The sequence below is a fragment of the Pseudomonas sp. BN515 genome (genome assembly GCF_029873155.1).
Classification (GTDB): domain Bacteria; phylum Pseudomonadota; class Gammaproteobacteria; order Pseudomonadales; family Pseudomonadaceae; genus Metapseudomonas.
In genome coordinates this window covers 14,605-32,751 of sequence record NZ_SSOH01000040.1, presented here as the reverse complement: position 1 = coordinate 32,751, position 18,147 = coordinate 14,605, and the positions used below count along the sequence as shown (strand labels likewise).

Below are 18,147 nucleotides of genomic sequence, written 5' to 3'. Positions count from 1 at the left end.
TGCCGCCATATGACAGAAACGAGCAGCGCAGCTCGCTAATTACCTGTAGGGGCGATTTCAATCGCCAAGGGCGGCGCAGCTGCCCCCTGCAGATTCAAAGGCCGAACCCTGCGGTCCGGTAAGCGAATGAATTCGCCCCCACAAGTATCCACCGGCAATACCGTGACCTGTGGGAGCGATTTCAATCGCGAATGAATTCGCTCCCACAAAAGAACTTCCAGGACACACCCTGTGGGGGCGATTTCAATCGCCATGGGCGGCGCAGCTGCCCTATATCGAGCGGTCAATCGCGCGGCGGCTCCACGCCACGCAGGGGAATGGGCGCGGACATGACGATGGACGTCCGCGTCTCGCCAAAGTGGTTGATGCTGCCGACAAAGCGTTCCAGGTGGCGGATGTCGCGGGTCACCACCCGCAGGATGAAGGAGTCCTGCCCGGTGACATGCAGGCACTCCAGCACCTCGGGCATCTGCTGCAACTGGGCGATCAGTCGCGCCTTGTCCGGCTGCGGGGTGGTCATGCCGATCAGCGCCATCACCCCGTAACCGGCCTTCTCCGGCGAGACGGTGGCGCAATAGGCCTCGATCACCCCAGCCTCCTCCAGGCGCTTGAGCCGCTCGGAGGTGGCCGGCAAGGACAGCGCCACTCGTGAGGCGAGATCCGTCAGGGAAATGCGCCCTTCCCGCTGCACCACTTGCAGGATTTTCCAGGACTTGGCATCGAGCTCCATTTTTCTCAGGCCTCCCAGGCCAATTTCGTAAATTATTCAGGCGATCAGCAAAAACTTCCGTAATCCCTGCATTCAGACTCAATGCAGTGCAACGCAAAATATTGCCCACGTCCACTGTCTCCGGAGCCTGATCATGGCGGCCCTGCTGTTTCTCAAATCCGTCCTGATCGGCCTGTCCATCGCCGCGCCGGTGGGCCCCATCGGCCTACTGTGCATCCAGCGCACCCTGGGCCATGGCGCACGCATCGGTTTCATCAGCGGTCTGGGCGCCGCGGCGGCGGATGCCTGCTACGGGGCCCTGGGAGCCTTCGGTATCGGCGCCATCACCCGCGCTTTCGTGGCGCTGGCCACCCCGCTCGCCATAGTCGGCGCCCTGTTCCTGGCCTGGATGGGCCTGAAGATGCTGCGTGCCACCCCGCCCGAGCACGCGGCCAGTGCCAACGACCCGGTGCATGTGCTGCCGGCATTCGTCTCGGTGTTCCTGCTGACCCTGAGCAACCCGCTGACCATCCTGTCCTTCATCGCCATCTTCGCCACCCTGTCCGGCGGCGAGGCCCTGGGCGGGGTGGACGGCCTGGTGATGGTGCTGGGCGTGTTTTGCGGCTCAGCCCTCTGGTGGCTGGCACTGAGCCTGGGCGTGTCCACCGTTCGCCACCGTCTGGGTGTGGGCGCCATGCAGTGGATCGACCGTACTGCCGGCGTGTTCCTGCTGGGTTTCGCTGCCTGGCAACTGGTGCGGGTGATTGCTATCTGAATCCAGCCGGCAGACCGGGTTCTTGTAGGGGCGAATGAATTCGCCCCTACAACGGATTCGTAGCCCCTGAGAACTGGGTAGCCCGGTGCCACTGCTCGTTACGCCCGGTAATCCCCACGCGCCACAATCCTCGCTCCCTCGACCAATTAACCGATCTATATCGGCCTTTCCATTTATATGGCGCGGCATTTGCTTTCATATTTGCGACCTAAACAGATAGATATCGATTTAGGCCCCACTCAAGCCCACCCAAAGGTTGCCGCAATTGATCAAGCACAGACTCCCCCGCCTCCTGGGCGCCGCTTTGTGCGGCCTGCTCGCCACCCAGGCCCTGGCCGAAGAACGCACCCTGCGCGTCTACAACTGGTTCGACTACATCACCCCGCAGACGCTGGACAACTTCAAGAAGGAGAACGGCGCCAAGCTGATCTACGACATCTTCGACACCAACGAAGCGCTGGAAGCCAAGCTGCTCACCGGCAACTCCGGCTATGACGTGGTGGTGCCGTCCAACGTCTTCCTCGCCAAGCAGATCCAGGCCGACGTGTTCCAGCCGCTCGACCGCAGCAAGCTGCCCAACTGGAACCACCTGGACCCGCAGCTGATGAAGCTGATCGAGGCCAACGATCCGGGCAACCGCTTCGCCGTGCCCTACATGTACGGAACGGTGCTGATCGGCTTCAACCCGGCCAAGGTCAAGGCGGCCCTGGGCGAGAACGCCCCGGTGGACAGCTGGGACCTGATCTTCAAGGAAGAGAACATCGCCAAGCTCAAGCAATGCGGCGTGGCGCTGCTGGATTCGCCGTCGGAAATCCTGCCCATTGCGCTGCATTACCTGGGTCTTCCGCCCAACAGCAACCAGCCCAGGGACTACGACAAGGCCGCCGAGCTGCTGCAAAAAATCCGTCCCAACATCGCCTACTTCCACTCTTCCAAGTACATGGCCGACATCGCCAACGGTGACATCTGCGTGGCCGTCGGCTACTCGGGCAGCTTCTCCCAGGCGGCCAACCGTGCCAAGGAAGCGGGCAACGGCGTGGTGGTGGACATGCGCCTGCCCAAGGAAGGTGCACCGGTGTGGTTCGACATGCTCGCCATCCCCAAAGGCGCGAAGAACCCAGAGGACGCCCATGCCTTCATCAACTACCTGCTGCAGCCCCAGGTGATCGCCCCGGTCAGTGACTTCGTCGGCTACCCGAACCCGAACAAGGACGCCACCGCCCTGGTCAACCCGCAAATCCGCAACAACCCCAACCTCTATCCCACCGCCGAGGCCCAGGCCACCCTCTTCACCCTGCTGCCGCTGGAGCGCAATGCCGAGCGTGCCCGCACCCGTGCCTGGACGAAGCTGAAGTCGGGGACCTGACAGCCTGGCAGGGTTTCCCCTGCGACACCGAAACCTGTGGGAGCGATTTCAATCGCGAATGAATTCGCTCCCACAAGAGAGAACCCCAAGCCACATACCTTGTAGGGGCGATTTCAATCGCCAAGGGCAGCGCCGCTGCCCCCGATTCACTCCCGCAATCAGCCCCTCCCCCATCACATCCCGCACCGGGTCTATGCTTTCTGGCGCGTTCTCCAAAGCGTTGGCAGCCTGCCAAAAGAAGTGGCACAGGCACACAAGGGGTTGGCACGGACAACAAGCTCCACGCCGACCGCCAGGGGCAGACTAGGACTGCAGATTTCTGCCCTGCACCCGCAACAAAGTCCAATAATTCAGGGAGCCGCCCCAATGCGAATAACCAGGATCCTCGCCCAATCAACGCTGGCCCTGGGCGTCTCGCTCATCGGCCTCGGCAATGCCAGTGCCGAGCTGCCGGCCGATACAGGCATCGGCCAGACCACCTTGCCCTTCCCGCCGGAACCGCACCGCGCGTACATCGTCGACGTCGAGTTCGAGAGCTTCGTCGCCGGTCGCGTGACTGTGGTCGACCCCGAGAAGAAGAAAATGCTCGGCATGGTGCCCACCGGCTTCGCCGCGCCCTCTACCCTGAGCCGCGACGGCAAGACGCTGTTCACCGCCGACCTGTTCTACTCCCGTGGAACCCGTGGCACCCGCACCGACGTGCTGACCGCGTGGGACACCAGCACCCTGTCCCCCTCCTATGAAGTGCTGATCCCCACCAAGCGCGCCGAGGCCCTGACCCAGCGCTACTCCCTGGGCACCAGCTCGGATGACCGCTTCGTCTACGTCTACAACTTCACCCCGTCCACTTCGGTGACCGTGGTCGACGTCAAGGCCAAGGCCGTAGCCGGCGAAATCGCCATCCCCGGTTGCGTGCTGAACTACCCGGTGGGCAAGCGTTCCTTCGCCTCCCTGTGCGGTGACGGCAGTCTGCAACTGCTGACGCTGAACGACGAAGGCAAGGAAGTCTCCCGCACTCACACCGCCTTCTTCGACCCCAACGCCGAGAAGCTGGTTGAGCGCGCCTACGCCGTGGGCGACATCTACTACTTCGTCACCACCACCGGCACCGTGCGCGGCGTGGACTTCTCCGGCAAGCAGCCGAAGGTCCTGGAAGCCTGGGAGCTGGTGACTGACGCCGCCGAGAAGAAGGCTGGCTGGGCGCCTGGCGGCTGGCAGCTGATCACCGTCGCACCCAAGCTGAATCGTCTATATGTGCTGATGCATGACGCCCATGAGGCGATGAAGTGGGAAGACCCGAGCCCAATCGTCTGGGTTTACGACCTCAAGACGCACAAGCGCATCGGCACCCTGGAAGCACCGAACCCGATCTGGAGCCTGCAAGCCACCAGCGACGAGAACCCCCTGCTGCTGGGCACCAACATCGCCGGCGGTCTGGAAGTATTCGACCTGAAGAGCGGCAAGCACACCGGCACCATGGAACGGATCCAGAAGACCGCGACCCAGATCCTCAGCCACTGACGAGGTGCAGCCATGCAACTTGATCCCATATTCATCATCGCCGCCGCCCTCGCGGTCGCGGTGATCCTGGCCAGCGCGGCGACCCACAAGCTGCGTGCGCCAGCGCGCTTCGCCAACCAGGTGGAGGATTACCAGTTGCTGCCGCGCGGTCTGGTACGCCCGGTGTCGCGTCTCGTGCCCTTCGTCGAAGTGGCCGTGGCCTTCGCCCTGCTGGTGCCCGCCAGCCGTCACGCTGCAGCACTGGCCGCCGCCGCGCTGTTGGCCGGCTACGCAGGGGCCATCGCCATCAACCTGTGGCGCGGCCGCCGCGACATTGACTGCGGTTGCGCGGGCCCTGAACAGGCCCAGCCGATCCGCCCGGTGCTGCTGGCGCGTAACGCCGTACTGGTAGGCCTGGCGCTGGTCGCCAGCGTCGCCCCCCACAGCCGCGAGCTGGGTGCATTCGACATCTTCGTCGTGATCGCCTCCAGCGCCGCGTCCCTGCTCCTGTATGCCGCTGCGGATGGCCTGATGGCCAACGCTCCCCGTCTGCTCAAACTCATTGGAAGGTGAAATATGGAAGCCCTTATCGTTTCCAACGTCCTGCTCTGGTGCCTCTTGATCGCTCTGGCCTTCGCCGTCATGGGCCTGGTGCGTCAAATTGGTGTACTCCACGGCCGTCTGGCCCCGGCCGGCGCGCTGATGGTCGACAAAGGCGTGGCCGTCAACGAACCCGCCCCGAAAGTCACCGCTGCCGACCGTAACGGCCGTCCGGTGAACTTCGGCTACGCCGGCGAGAAAGCCCAACTGCTGTTCTTCCTCTCGCCCACCTGCCCGATCTGCAAATCCCTGCTGCCGGCCATCAAGTCCATCGCCAAGGACCAGGCCGACCGCCTCGAAGTGATCTACGTCAGCGACGGCGACATGGACGCCCAGCAAGCACTGATCGCCGAGCACAAGCTCGAAGACGCCACCTACGTGGTCGGCCCGGAAGTGGGCATGACCTACCAGATCGGCAAGCTCCCCTACGCCGCCCTGGTCGACAAGGCCGGTGTGCTGCGCTCCAAAGGCCTGGTGAACTCCCGCGAGCACCTGGACAGCCTGTTCGAGGCTGAACACCTGGGCAGCGCCACCCTGCAGCATTACCTGCACAACCACGCGCACGACCACGGCGCGCACAACCACTAAGGAAGGGAGCCCTCCATGAAACTGCTAGACCGCCTTTTCGAGCGCTCCACGCGCCATGTCGCCGACACCACCTCCCGGCGCAAACTCCTCGGCCGCATCGGTTCCCTGATGGTTGCCGGCGCCGCCCTGCCGGTGCTGCTGCCCATCGACCGCACCGGCAAGGCCCTGGCCGCCGACAAGCCGATGGCCGGCGACCCGGGTGATCCCAACAGCTGCGACTACTGGCGCTACTGCTCCGTCGACGGTTTCCTGTGCAGCTGCTGCGGCGGCTCGGTGACCTCCTGCCCGCCCGGCACCGAGGCCTCCCAGGTGACCTGGATCGGCACTTGCCGCAACCCGGCCGACAACAAGGACTACATCATTTCCTACAACGACTGCTGCGGTAAGCACAGTTGCGCCCAGTGCGCCTGTACCCGCAACGACAGCGAGGAACCGGCGTACCGTCCGTTCAACAACAACGACGTCAACTGGTGCCTGGCGGCCAAGTCGCACATTTACCACTGCACCGTTTCCATCATCCGCGGCGTCGCGATCTGACCCGCCGGAGGGCTGCCATGCGTTACCTGTTGATTGCCGGACTGATGTGCGCAATGGCGGCCCCGCTGGCCATGGCCCGCGCCATTCCGGACCCGAACCAGAAGCACGCGCCGGGCAACGAAGCACCGCAAAAGCCGATCTCCCAGGCCGGCTACAGCACCCCGGTGAATTACCAGCTGCAATGCGCTGGCTGCCACCTGGGCGACGGTACCGGCTCCAAGGCCAACGACACGCCGAAGATGAAAGGCTTCGTCGGCAACTTCCTCAAAGTGGAAGGCGGTCGTGAGTTCCTGGTGCGTGTGCCGGGCATGTCCCAGTCGGCGCTGAACAACGCCCAGCTGGCCGAACTGATCAACTGGATGATGCGCAAGGACGGCATTGCCGGCAGCAGCGTGCCTGACGACTACAAGCCCTACACCGAGGCTGAAGTCGCCAAGATTCGCAGCGTCACCCTGCTCAACCTGCCGGACACCCGCGCAGGCCTGATCAAGCAGATGCGCGAAAAAGGCATCGCCATCGACGATGGCATGGACAACGCCTACTGAGTTTTAAGCTGGACGGCTTGTAGCCCGCCTCTATGGCGGGCTTTTTTTGCCTGCGGGAAAAGCCGAGCGGACGTTGTAGGTTGGTGCGGGCGGCGTTCCGCTAGAGCGAAGCGAAACCCGACGATCGAGGCCCGAAGCCGCGATCAATCCTTCGACCTCGTGGCTCAGCTACCTGGCCTAATGACTAGGACATCCAAAAGATGACTCAAGACGGCCGCTTCCACGGCCCCCTGGTCATCGCCCTCGCTGAAAACAGCGCAGCTTGCAGAGTTGCCTGCGTGAGCACAGCGATAGACCGCGACTGTGCTGCCCGGTCCGCTACCCGTGTGTCCGCAAAGTGTCAGACCGTCGCTCACTGCGCCGATCATCAAGCCGAGGCCATATCCGGGAGCGGTCCAGGGTCTACCAGGCATTGGTCCCCCAAGGACGAGCGCCGTCTGCATCTCCTGAAGCAACGAACGAGGGAGCAGTTGCCCACTCAACAGCCCTTCCAGCAGTAAGGCCGCGTCCGAAAGCGTGCCGAGCAGCAAGCCGTGATAAACCCAGCCCGGATCGTAGCCGGGCATTACTCCCCGACAGATACCACCCAGTTGCTCGCCTGGCCTTGCGAGCGACACATGCGGCACGGCGAGAGGCGCCAAGACTCGTTGCTTCAATGCCTCCTCCAGCGAAAGGCCGGTCAGGCGCTCAAGCAGTTGCGCCACGTATAGGTAGCCCACATTGGAATATCGCCATTGGGTTCCGGGCGGATAACGCAACCTGGAGGCCTCAAGCCGATTCAACATCTCCTCAGTCGTCCAGGCCGTATCACCACGAGCAACGGCTGCATGGTATTCAGCCAGCTCACCGTAGTCCGCCAACCCCGCCTGATGGCGCAGCAACTGACGCAAAGTGAACGAGCTTTCCGGGAGAACTTCATCAAGCTCAATCAGGCCGTCACGCACTAATGACAAGGCAGCAGCAGACAACACGGTCTTGGTAAAGCTCCACCAGGGCACCACTGCATCAGGCTGCGTGGGCGCTAGCAGATCACCGTTCGATACAACGGAAAAAAGCATTGGATAAATGTCCTTATCTGGTAGGCAAAGCCGAGCTTCCAGATGCCTACGGCAAGTCGTTTCACCAGGCAGCGGGAGATTACGCGGGATTGATCAGCGATCAAGGGGGGCCGCTTGCTTTAGCGCGCCGCTGAATTGAGGAGGATTGTTCGTGCCTGTGAGCAGCCTTTTGCGAGCGGCTGCTTTCGGCTGGTGATTGCGGAGAATCGCCACCAGCGTCTCCGGACTTTTTTAGCCTTTGTCGTGCCCGGCTTGAAGCCATTTCCCAAGCAGCTCAATCTCACATTTCCCTGCCGAACTACATAGCTTGATACAAACCTCCGCGCTTCTGGATGAACGGTCTGCCAGACATACTTTCAGTCGATCAGATGCCCAACTTCGGGGCCGCGTTGGGGAACAAGAAGTGACATGCCATCTCCGCTACCGAGATGAGTGGGGATTTTTTCACCCAGCTTTGGGGATTGTCCGGACGCACTTATCGAAAAACCAGGATGCTCATGGTTTTCTTTTGTTTTCATGGAGATAGATGAACAGCTTAAGTTTCGCACCACTTGCGACAGTCTCTTGACCACGTCCCCCATCAATATTTAATTGAGCACGACGCCAAGTCCCAGTCCTTAAAACAGCCGTCGTTCAAATTCTTTCAGGGAAAAAGGCGTCCGGGAGGCGTCTTGGATTGGCCTTATTCGGGTGCTCTGCGAATAGCGATGCGCTATCGACGGCACCGTCACAAATTGATTCATGGGCCACCTGCTGGCGCAGATTGAATCGGCCCACTCAAAACCTCGTAGACAACGCGCAGTCCGCTTTGCTGTGTGCGGACGTCGTCTGCCAGAAAAACGTTGAAGCCTGAGAAGCAGGCCCTTCGCCTCTTCAAGCGAATGGCCAATGGGGGCGCTTTGCCCCAAGGAAAGCAAAATGGTCACTCTGATCAAGCAAGACCTGGCCTTCATCCTCGACCAGATCGTCATCGCCGAACGTCACGCTGCCGGCGAGTCGCTCTATGACCTGGTGGGTAATCCCCTGCTGCCCATCGGCCTGCGCACTGTTAACGGCACCTGGAACAACCTGATTCCCGGTCGTGAGAACTACGGCTCGGCGGACCAGACCATGCCCCGCATGCTTGCGCCCGAGTTTCGCGACGCGGAGTTCGGTATCGATGGTCCCGGCGCCCCGCCCGGATTCCCCGGCAGTTCCACCCAGACTTCCTACGAACAAACCACTGGCTACGTGGTGGACTCCACGCCGCGTACCATCAGCAACCTGATCTCGGATCAGTCCGCCGCCAACCCGGCCGCAGTGGCTGCCGCCAATGCCACCGAGGGCAGTTTCGCCTTCGACCACGATGGCAACCCGGATACCCCCGACCTGTTGTTCATTCCCAACGTTGCACCGGATGAAGGCATCTCCGCCCCCTACAACGCCTGGATGGCTATCTTCGGCCAGTTCTTCGACCATGGCCTGGACCTGGTGAACAAGGGCGGCAGCGGCACCGTGTACATTCCGCTGCAACCCGACGACCCGCTCTACGCCCCCACCTCGCACACCAACTTCATGGTGCTTACCCGTGCCACCAACCAGCCCGGAGCGGACGGCGTACTGGGCACCGCGGACGACATTCGCGAGCACATCAACCAGACCACACCCTTCGTCGATCAGAACCAGACCTACACCTCGCATCCGTCCCACCAGGTGTTCCTGCGCGAGTACGAGATGGTGCCGAAGCTGGATGCCAATGGTCAGCCAATCCTGGATGGCAATGGTCAACCGCTGCTGATTCCCGTTGCCACAGGACGCATGCTGGATGGCGCAGGCGGCGGCCTGGCCACCTGGGCGGACATCAAGCAACAGGCTCGGGAAAAGCTGGGAATCGACCTCGGCGATGCCGACGTCACGAACCTTCCGCTGCTGGCGACCGACGAGTACGGCCAGTTCGAACGGGGTGCCAACGGCTTTGCCCAGATCGTCACCGCCGGTGGGTTGGTGGAAGGTAATTCCGTTGCCCCCATCAGCACCGCGAATGCGATTCGCACCGGTCACGCATTCCTTGACGACATCGCCCACGACGCGGCGCCACGCAACAGCGACGGCAGTATGAAGGTCGCCGACAGCGATGACGCGCTCGGCCTCGGTGGTGCCCCCATCCCCAACCCGAACTTCAACCCTGCTTTGCCGATTGGCCCCGGCAACCTGCCGACCCTGACCAGCTACGACAACGAGCTGCTCGATGCCCACTACATCACCGGCGATGGGCGAGGTAACGAGAACATCGGCCTGACCGCCGTGCATCACGTCTTCCACTCGGAACACAATCGCCTGATCGAACAGATCAAGTCGACCCTGCTGGAGGACGGCGACCTCGCATTCCTCAATCAGTGGCTACGGGTAGACGTCGCCGCTTGGCCCGCCAACCAGACCGAAATCGATGCCTTGGCCTGGGACGGTGAGCGGCTGTTCCAGGCAGCGCGTTTCACCAACGAAATGCAGTACCAGCACCTGGTGTTCGAGGAATTCGTGCGCAAGATCCAGCCCTTCACCGACGTGTTCATGGTGCAGCCGAACGTGGAACTGGACCCGGCGATAGTGGCCGAGTTCGCCCATGTGGTTTACCGCTTCGGCCACTCCATGCTGAACGAGACGGTGGATCGCCTCGACATCAACATGCAGAACAGCGAACTCGGTCTGATACAGGCGTTCCTCAACCCGATGGAGTTCGGTAACGCCGGAGATGCTGATGCCGCAGCCGGAGCCATCATCCGTGGCATGACGCGGCAGGTGGGCAATGAGATCGACGAGTTCATCACCGGTGCCCTGCGCAATAACCTCGTGGGGCTGCCGTTGGACCTCGCCGCCATCAACATCGCTCGCGGTCGCGACACTGGCGTGCCCTCGCTGAACCACGCGCGGGAGCAGTTCTTCGAGATGACCAACGATGCCAACCTCAAGCCCTATGTGAGCTGGGTGGACTTCGCGCTGAACATGAAGAACCCCGCGTCGATCATCAATTTCATCGCCGCTTACGGCACCCACGCCAGCATCACCGCGTCCACCACCGCGGCCGACAAGCGCGCAGCAGCCGAAATTCTGGTGCTCGGAGGTGCCAACGCCCCGGCGGACCGGGTGGACTTCCTCAACAGCAGCGGCACCTGGGCGGCCCAGGAATCAGGCCTGAACCTGGTGGACTTCTGGATTGGCGGTTTGGCCGAACGCAAGATGCTGTTCGGCGGCATGCTTGGCTCGACCTTCAACTTCGTCTTCGAAACCCAGATGGAGACGTTGCAGAACGCCGACCGCTTCTACTACCTCTCGCGCCTACAGGGGCAGCACTTGCTGGGCGAACTGGAAGCCAACTCTTTCGCCTCCCTGGTGATGGCCAACACCGACCTCGGGGCACCCGGTTCTTCGCACTTGCCGGGCGATCTGTTCGCCGCGGTGGATTACATCCTGGAAATCAATCAGGCCCTGCAGATTGGTGCAGACCCGATCTGGAGCAACCCGATCCTTCAGGCACTCACTCCCATGGTCGAGCGTGCACCGGGCGTACTGAAGTACCACGGAGACGATCACGTGGTGCTGGGTGGCAGCGAAGGCAATGAATGGCTGCTGGCCGGCACCGGCGATGACACCCTGTGGGGCGATGGCGGCGACGATACCCTGGAAGGCGGCTACGGCAACGACATCCTCCATGGCGGCTCCGGAGATGATGTGATCACCGACATCGGTGGCGACGACAACCTCAAGGGTGAAGACGGCAACGACGTCATCAGCGGCGGCAATGGCATCGACCTCCTGTTTGGTGGCGCCGGCAAGGACTTCATCATCGGCGGTACCGACGGCAAGCAGGTGCTAGGTGGAGCCGGCGATGACTTCATCTACGGCGGCGATGGCATCGATGCGCTGTTCGGCAATGAGGGTGACGACTGGGTCGAAGGCGGAGCCGGCTTCGACTACATCGCCGGCGACAACGGCGACATCTTCTTCGAGAGCAAGGTCATCGGCCACGACGTGATCAATGGCGGTGGTGGCGATACCGACTACGACGCCGAGTCGGGCGACGACATCATGTTCCAGAGTGCGGGCATCCAGAAGAACATCGGCATGTGGGGTTTCGATTGGGCGATTCATCTCAATAGCCCGGTGGTGGCCGACTCGGACCTGAACCAGACGATCTTCCCGAACATGCCCATCGAGGTACTGCGCGATCGCTTCAGCCAAGTGGAGGCGCTGTCGGGCTGGAACCTCAACGACACTCTGCGCGGTGACGATCGCGGCAACGACCCCACCGCCGAACCCGAGTTCATCCTCGACAACAACAACTTCCTGTCCCAGGCCGGGGTGGACCGCATCGACGGCCTGCGCGACCTGCTGGGCGACCTGATCCCGGACTATACGCCCGTGCCCGGCGTCGACCCGGAAAGCCTGATCGCCTTCAACAGCGGCAACATCCTGCTGGGCGGCGGCGGTAGCGACCTGATCGAAGGCCGCGGCGGCGACGACTTCATCGACGGCGACGCCTGGCTCAATGCTCAGTTGCGCCTGCTGGACGCCAACGGTGTGCCGATGGTGGACGCCAGCGGCGCCGAACTGCGCTTCAACAACCTGGTGGAACTGCAGACACGGATGTTCAACCGCGAGCTCAACCCGGGACAACTGAAGATCGTCCGCGAGATCCGCTTCACCAACAACACCGGCGACCGCGACGTGGCACTGTTCTCGGACCTGGCCACGAACTACGACTGGTCCCGCAACGACGATGGTTCCTGGACCGTGGTCCATGCGCGCGGGACCCAACTGGACGGCACCGATCGCCTGCGCAATATCGAGGTGTTGCGCTTCCTCGATCAGGAGGTGTTCATCGGTAACCAGGCACCCGTGGGTACGGTCAGCATCAGCGACACCTCGCCCACAGAGGGCCAGATGCTTACGGCAACCCGCGCATTCACCGACGTCAACGGCACCAGCAACGCCACCTTTGCCTACCAGTGGCAGGTGTTCAACGGGCTCGTGTTCGTCAACATACTTGGCGCAATTGCAGCGACCTTCACGCCCACCCAGGATGAAGTCGGCAAGGAGCTGCGGGTGATGGTCAGCTACACCGATGACCAGGGCACCGCAGAGGTGATCTATTCCGCCTCGACACAGGTGGTCGGCGACCTGTGGAACGGGGTGGGTGCAACCGCCGACATCCTGAGTTTCACGACGGGAGACGATATCGCCCACGGCAACAACGGCAACGACCAGTTGTTTGGCCTGGCTGGAAACGACCTGCTCACGGGCGGCAACGGCAATGACACGCTTCACGGCGAGCTCGGTGACGACAGGCTTCAGGGGGGCGTGGGCAATGACACGCTGTTGGGTGGTGAAGGCAATGACACCCTCCAGGGGGATGCCGGAAACGACACACTGGATGGCGGTATGGGTGCCGATCTGATGCAAGGCGGTGCCGGCAACGATGTCTATCTGGTTGATGACCTGGGTGACCAGGTGATGGAAGAGCTTGCTGGCAACGCTGGCGGCACGGACCGGGTCGATACCACGCTGGCAACCTACACCCTAGGCGCCAATGTAGAGAACCTGACCTACGTAGGCAGCGGCAACTTCACGGGTATCGGCAATGGACTGGCGAACACCATCACGGGTGGCTCTGGTGACGATGTGCTCGATGGAGGCGCGGGCGCGGATCGACTGATAGGAGGCGCCGGCAATGACACCTATTACCTGGACACAGTGGGGGACGTGATAGTCGAGGCCGCGGGCGGTGGCGAGGATCTCGCTTACTCCCAACTGCTCAGCTATGTCATGGCCGCCAATCTGGAGAATCTGGTCTTCGTTGGCAGCAACGCGACCAACGTAGTCGGCAACACGGTGGGTAACCAGATCACCGGGGGCAATGGCGGCGATGTGCTGCTGGGCAACGGTGGTGACGACTCGCTGATCGGCCTGGATGGCGATGACTCACTCGATGGAGGCACGGGCAACGATGTATTGCTCGGAGGCCTGGGCAATGACTCGCTGATAGGGGGTGTCGGCAACGACCTGCTCGAAGGCCAGGAAGGCAATGATGCACTGGCCGGCGGCACAGGTGACGATAGGCTTCTTGGAGGCGACGGCGCCGACGTGCTGCGGGGCGAAACGGGCAATGACGTACTCGTGGGGGGCGCGGGCAACGACATCCTCGACGGCGGATCCGGAAGCGACATATTCCAGTTCGCCGCCGGTTTCGGTCATGACCAGATCATCGGCTTCGACGGTAATCCGGCGGGAGGTCAGGATCTGCTGGATGTCGCCGCGCTCGGCATTAGCGCAGCAAATTTTGCCGCGCTGGTGTCCATCAGCGGCACCGCTGCACAGACCGTAGTGACCATCGGTAGCGACAGCATCACGCTGGTAGGGGTCAATGTCGCGTCAATCAACCAGAGCGACTTCGTAATGGGCGCCTGATATCCCACGCGACACGATATCCGCCACGGCGAGCAAGTAGTGTCGCCGTGGCGTTGCAATCGGCGAGATTGGTACAAAGTCCTCTGTGGCAGGTTCTTTTGCTGCGGTCATCCCACGCTCATCTCAACTTGTGGCGCGTCCACCCAGCCAAACTGCTCGATGAAGTGCTGATGGATAACTCGGCGTTGTGCGACGGCGATCCGGGCCTTGTCTCGATCACTACCGGGAAAGCGCCTTGCTGCATGCGGTGATTCATCTCTACCTATGTGGAGTGTGGTGTCAGCTCAACGAGCTCTGCGCGGTGTCCAGGGCTTGAAGCAGTCTCGCCAACGCGTTTGTTGGCGTTTGCCCTTGTCGGGTTATGCAATGGAACGCCGCCCTGTACGCCAGCCTCTGCGGTGCGATCGGACGGAGCATGGCGCGGGCGACCCAGATGTCGGCGTAGTGCGTCGGTAGATAGCCGATGCAGGTGCCGGAAGCGATCAAGGTGGCGATCGCTTCCATTGAAAATGCGCTCACGCAATGGCCAAAACGCAGGTCGTAAGGCCTGCGGCTTTCGAGCATGTAACCACGATCCACATAGTCTGCGGTTTCGATTTCCTCATTGCTGAGCTGTTCATCAGGGCGTTCAAAGAACGCATGCCCGCGCCCGCAGTACAGGTTCTGTTCCTCTTCGAACAACGGCTGATAGTGCAGGCCCGATAGCTGGTGGTTGAAACAGCCGATTGCCAGGTGCAGACGCCCTTCGAGCACCGCTTGTTCAAGTTCATCGGCGCGCATGATCTGCAGGTCTATCCGGGTGCGGTGCGACTCCTTGCGGAACATATTGAGCGCCAGCGGTAGCGGTGCCTGTGGATGTGAAAGCAGGTTGTCGGCGCTGCCGACTTGCAGGAACTCCGGATGCTGCTCATTGAGCATCACCACCCGCTGGTGAAAACGATCGATATCGGCATACAGCTCCTGCGCGGCAGCGTAGGTCTGCGCGCCTTGCTCGGTTAGTTGGAAACCACCCTTGCCGCGTCGGCACAGGGAGTAGCCGAGGCGAACTTCCAGTTCTCGAACCAGCGTACTCAGCCGTGGCAGGCTGGTATTCAAGCGCACCTGCGCGGCGGTAAAACCGCCGGCTTCGACGACCGAACAGAAGATGCGCAGCCTGCGCAGATCCACGTCTGAAAGGTTGGTCAGCATGAAGACCTCCGATGCACATTCACGACCGCCATGAAGGTGGGTCTTATACCAGCTATTTTGCCGGCCGTTTTATCCGCCCGGTTGTTCTCCAACTGTCCCCCTCCTCCCCCTGAAGTACCTGAACTCAGCACAGAACAACGGCTCGCTTTAGTTGCGTTTTCGAGCAAGTCAGCTTCTGCGTTTGAGGATTTACCGGCCATGTCCCCGTTTCGATACTCGCGGCACTCCTGAGCAGCGATCGTCGTAGGCGCTGAAAACCACAGCAGCGGCCCACGCGAGCGCTACACCACCAACAAAAAGAATCAATCTTCAACGGAGTGCAGCATGACATCTCAACGCAATGGCGAGTCAGGCAGACCCACAATCGAAGCCCGCTCAATCGACTATGTGCCGCGGGCAGAAAGGCACGGGAAGGTCTGGCACCAGGGCCCCTTCTGGTTCAGCGGCAACTTCGTGTTTCTCACCCTGATGGTCGGCTTCGTTGGCCCGGGCATGGGGCTGAGCATTCTCTGGAGCGTCCTGGCCATTGTTGCTGGCGCTGGTTTCGGCACGTTGTTCATGGCCCTCCACGCCAATCAGGGGCCGAAGATGGGCTTGCCACAAATGATTCAGTCGCGGGCACAGTTCGGCAGCCGCGGCGCCATTGTTCCCTTTGCCGCAACACTCTTCGTTTACGTGGGCTTCATCGTGTTCGGCGTCATTCTGGTGACCCAGGCGCTGCAATTGGTGCTGCCCGGTTCGAAGTGGTTCTGGTACCCGACGCTGATCGCCGTGAGCATCGTCATCGCGGTGTTCGGCTATGACCTGCTGCACTTCGTGCAACGCTGGCTGACCTATCTGCTGATCGGCGTATTCAGCATTGTCACTGCCATGGCCGTCACTGTGCTTCCTGCAGCCACCCCAGCACCGGTAGAGGCCGGGTGGAATACCACCGCGTTCCTGGTGCAGCTGTCGCTGGCTGCCGGCTACAACATCAGCTACTCGGTGTATGTCTCCGACTACTCGCGCTACCTCCCCGAGCACTCATCCAGCTCCAAGCTGATCTGCTGGACCTATCTGGGCGCTGCGGCTTCCGCTGCCTGGCTGATGTCGCTGGGCGCGGTGCTTGCCAGCTACATCCCCGGCGCCGATGGCATTGTTTCGCTGGTACAGACCGGTGACTACTTCTTCAAAGGCTTCGGCACCATTGCCGTGCTGGTAGGCGCCGTTGCTCAGTTGTCGGTGACGGGCATCAACAGTTATGGCGCGATGCTGACAGGCATCAGCGCGGTTGATGGCTTCCGCCCTGTGCGCCCGACTATCCGGCTGCGGGTGACAGGCCTGACCGTTGTCGGCGTGGTGTCGTTGTGCGTTGCCCTCGCATTACCCGAAGCCTACATGGCCAGCTTCAACGGCTTTGTACTGCTGATGCTGTACTTCCTGATCCCCTGGACGGCAGTCAACCTCGTCGACTTCTACGCGATCCGCAAGGGCGAATATGCCATCGCCGAAATCTTCAACCCGCACGGCGTGTACGGACGTTGGGCCTGGCGCGGGGTAGTCGCTTATGCGGTCGGCTTCGTGGCGATGATTCCGTTCTTCTCCATCCCGTTCTTCGTCGGGCCTGCGGCCGAGGCGCTGGGGGGCGCAGATATCGCCTTCATTCCCGGGCTGCTGATTGCGGGCGGTTTGTACTACCTGCTGGCACGCAATCTCGAGCGTTCGGCGGAAGTTACCGCGCAACGGCAAAGCCAGATGCTGCTTGAACGAGTTTCCGGTCAGACGTTTTGACCTCCACATTCCGGCTGCTGCACAGGCGAGCAGGCGAACAACGCAACGAAAATTGAATGGGGTATTTGGAATGACCAGCAATAAAGAAAAAACTGTCGCCATCGTGCAGATGCCCGCAGCGGTGCTGGATTGCGCCGAATCACTGCGCAGGGCAGCCGAGCATATTCGTTACGCCGCGGGTATGGGCGCAGAGCTCGTGGTGTTCCCTGAAACCTGGCTCAGCTGCTATCCGGCCTGGGTGTTTGGCATGGCCGGCTGGGACGATGCGCAAGCGAAGTCCTGGTATGCAAAGCTGCTGGCCGACAGCCCGGCTATCGGAGCGCCTGACGCCATGGACGATGACCTGTCGGTACTTCGCGAGGCCGCGCGTTCCAACGAAGTCACCGTGGTGATGGGCATGAACGAGCGCTCCCGTCAGCACGGGGGCTCGCTCTACAACTCGCTGGTCACCGTTGGTCCTGATGGCGTGATCCTGAATGTGCACCGCAAGCTGACCCCCACGCATACCGAGCGCACGGTATGGGCCAGCGGTGATGCTGCGGGACTGCGAGTGGTTGAAACCGAAGTTGGCCGCCTCGGGGGACTGGTGTGCTGGGAGCACTGGCACCCGCTGGCACGCCAAGCGTTGCACGCGCAAGACGAACAGATTCACGTGGCGGCCTGGCCAGACATTCCGGAGATGCACCATATCGCCGCCCGGTCATATGCCTTCGAGGGCCGCTGCTTCGTGCTCTGCGCAGGACAGTACCTGTCCACCGATGATGTCCCGGCTGAATTGCTGGCGGCCTATCGCCGCGGAGTCGGGAGCGAGGCGCCAGAAGCGGGCCTGCTGTTCAACGGTGGTTCTGGTGTGATCGGGCCTGACGGCTCCTGGGTAACGAGCCCACTGTTCGGTGAGCCAGGCATTGTGCTGGGCAAGATCGACCTCTCGCAGATCGACGCCCAGCGCCATGACCTGGACGTGGTCGGGCACTACTTGCGTCCGGATGTCTTCGAGCTATCGATCGATCGGCGCCCGCGCACCGGTGTGAACCTCTGCGACGTCTGATTCCACTCCCCCACCCTTCTCC

Annotated in this window: 13 protein-coding genes; 10 read left to right on the top strand and 3 right to left on the bottom strand. The window is 61.8% G+C overall.

Annotated elements, in window-relative coordinates:
* Positions 1–283 precede the first annotated feature (283 nt).
* On the bottom strand, positions 284–730 hold the full coding sequence (locus E8E91_RS10470; RefSeq protein ID WP_179059408.1) for an Lrp/AsnC family transcriptional regulator: 447 nt from the start codon (positions 728–730) through the stop codon (positions 284–286).
* A gap of 133 nt (positions 731–863) precedes the next feature.
* Here E8E91_RS10470 and E8E91_RS10465 point away from each other — a divergent pair, with 133 nt between their 5' ends.
* From E8E91_RS10465 to E8E91_RS10435, 7 genes are all read left to right on the top strand, one after another.
* On the top strand, positions 864–1,484 hold the full coding sequence (locus tag E8E91_RS10465) for a LysE family translocator (RefSeq protein WP_280375694.1): 621 nt from the start codon (positions 864–866) through the stop codon (positions 1,482–1,484).
* 292 nt (positions 1,485–1,776) lie between these two features.
* A complete protein-coding gene (locus E8E91_RS10460) occupies positions 1,777–2,850 on the top strand; it encodes a polyamine ABC transporter substrate-binding protein (protein ID WP_280375703.1) in 1,074 nt (357 codons plus the stop codon).
* Between the two features lie 366 nt (positions 2,851–3,216).
* Entirely contained in the window at positions 3,217–4,371 is a 1,155-nt protein-coding gene (locus E8E91_RS10455) for an amine dehydrogenase large subunit (RefSeq protein ID WP_280371956.1), read from the top strand.
* 12 nt (positions 4,372–4,383) lie between these two features.
* Complete coding sequence (locus E8E91_RS10450; RefSeq protein ID WP_280375693.1) at positions 4,384–4,923, top strand: MauE/DoxX family redox-associated membrane protein; 540 nt, start codon at positions 4,384–4,386, stop codon at positions 4,921–4,923.
* A gap of 3 nt (positions 4,924–4,926) precedes the next feature.
* The gene (gene mauD, locus E8E91_RS10445; protein WP_077524622.1) at positions 4,927–5,538 is read left to right on the top strand and encodes a methylamine dehydrogenase accessory protein MauD; all 612 of its coding nucleotides are present in this window, start codon (positions 4,927–4,929) and stop codon (positions 5,536–5,538) included.
* Positions 5,539–5,553: 15 nt separating this feature from the next.
* Positions 5,554–6,075, top strand: coding sequence for a methylamine dehydrogenase light chain (locus E8E91_RS10440; RefSeq protein WP_190832086.1), 522 nt, complete (start codon positions 5,554–5,556; stop codon positions 6,073–6,075).
* Positions 6,076–6,092: 17 nt separating this feature from the next.
* Positions 6,093–6,620, top strand: coding sequence for a cytochrome C (locus E8E91_RS10435; protein ID WP_280375692.1), 528 nt, complete (start codon positions 6,093–6,095; stop codon positions 6,618–6,620).
* A 164-nt stretch (positions 6,621–6,784) separates the two neighbouring features.
* Here E8E91_RS10435 and E8E91_RS10430 read toward each other — a convergent pair whose 3' ends face one another.
* Positions 6,785–7,678, bottom strand: a complete 894-nt coding sequence (locus E8E91_RS10430) for a serine hydrolase domain-containing protein (RefSeq protein WP_280375691.1) — start codon at positions 7,676–7,678, stop codon at positions 6,785–6,787.
* A 918-nt stretch (positions 7,679–8,596) separates the two neighbouring features.
* Between E8E91_RS10430 and E8E91_RS10425 the strand changes: the two genes are divergently transcribed.
* Entirely contained in the window at positions 8,597–14,119 is a 5,523-nt protein-coding gene (locus E8E91_RS10425; RefSeq protein ID WP_280375690.1) for a peroxidase family protein, read from the top strand.
* 279 nt (positions 14,120–14,398) lie between these two features.
* On the opposite strand, the gene E8E91_RS10420 is transcribed toward E8E91_RS10425, so the two are convergent.
* Positions 14,399–15,307: a LysR family transcriptional regulator gene (locus E8E91_RS10420; RefSeq protein ID WP_280375688.1), complete on the bottom strand. Its 909-nt coding sequence runs from the start codon at positions 15,305–15,307 to the stop codon at positions 14,399–14,401.
* A 324-nt stretch (positions 15,308–15,631) separates the two neighbouring features.
* On the opposite strand from E8E91_RS10420, the gene E8E91_RS10415 reads away from it, so the two are divergent.
* Entirely contained in the window at positions 15,632–17,077 is a 1,446-nt protein-coding gene (locus E8E91_RS10415) for a cytosine permease (protein WP_280375687.1), read from the top strand.
* A 70-nt stretch (positions 17,078–17,147) separates the two neighbouring features.
* Positions 17,148–18,125, top strand: coding sequence for a carbon-nitrogen hydrolase family protein (locus E8E91_RS10410; RefSeq protein ID WP_280375686.1), 978 nt, complete (start codon positions 17,148–17,150; stop codon positions 18,123–18,125).
* Positions 18,126–18,147 lie beyond the last annotated feature (22 nt).

Excerpts from the sequence above, each read along its gene's own strand:
- E8E91_RS10470 (WP_179059408.1), bottom strand. The coding sequence starts at position 730 with ATGGAGCTCGATGCCAAGTCCTGGAAAATCCTGCAAGTGGTGCAGCGG.
- E8E91_RS10465 (WP_280375694.1), top strand. The coding sequence starts at position 864 with ATGGCGGCCCTGCTGTTTCTCAAATCCGTCCTGATCGGCCTGTCCATC.
- E8E91_RS10455 (WP_280371956.1), top strand. The coding sequence starts at position 3,217 with ATGCGAATAACCAGGATCCTCGCCCAATCAACGCTGGCCCTGGGCGTC.
- E8E91_RS10450 (WP_280375693.1), top strand. The coding sequence starts at position 4,384 with ATGCAACTTGATCCCATATTCATCATCGCCGCCGCCCTCGCGGTCGCG.
- mauD (WP_077524622.1), top strand. The coding sequence starts at position 4,927 with ATGGAAGCCCTTATCGTTTCCAACGTCCTGCTCTGGTGCCTCTTGATC.
- E8E91_RS10440 (WP_190832086.1), top strand. The coding sequence starts at position 5,554 with ATGAAACTGCTAGACCGCCTTTTCGAGCGCTCCACGCGCCATGTCGCC.
- E8E91_RS10435 (WP_280375692.1), top strand. The coding sequence starts at position 6,093 with ATGCGTTACCTGTTGATTGCCGGACTGATGTGCGCAATGGCGGCCCCG.
- E8E91_RS10430 (WP_280375691.1), bottom strand. The coding sequence starts at position 7,678 with ATGCTTTTTTCCGTTGTATCGAACGGTGATCTGCTAGCGCCCACGCAG.
- E8E91_RS10425 (WP_280375690.1), top strand. The coding sequence starts at position 8,597 with ATGGTCACTCTGATCAAGCAAGACCTGGCCTTCATCCTCGACCAGATC.
- E8E91_RS10420 (WP_280375688.1), bottom strand. The coding sequence starts at position 15,307 with ATGCTGACCAACCTTTCAGACGTGGATCTGCGCAGGCTGCGCATCTTC.
- E8E91_RS10415 (WP_280375687.1), top strand. The coding sequence starts at position 15,632 with ATGACATCTCAACGCAATGGCGAGTCAGGCAGACCCACAATCGAAGCC.
- E8E91_RS10410 (WP_280375686.1), top strand. The coding sequence starts at position 17,148 with ATGACCAGCAATAAAGAAAAAACTGTCGCCATCGTGCAGATGCCCGCA.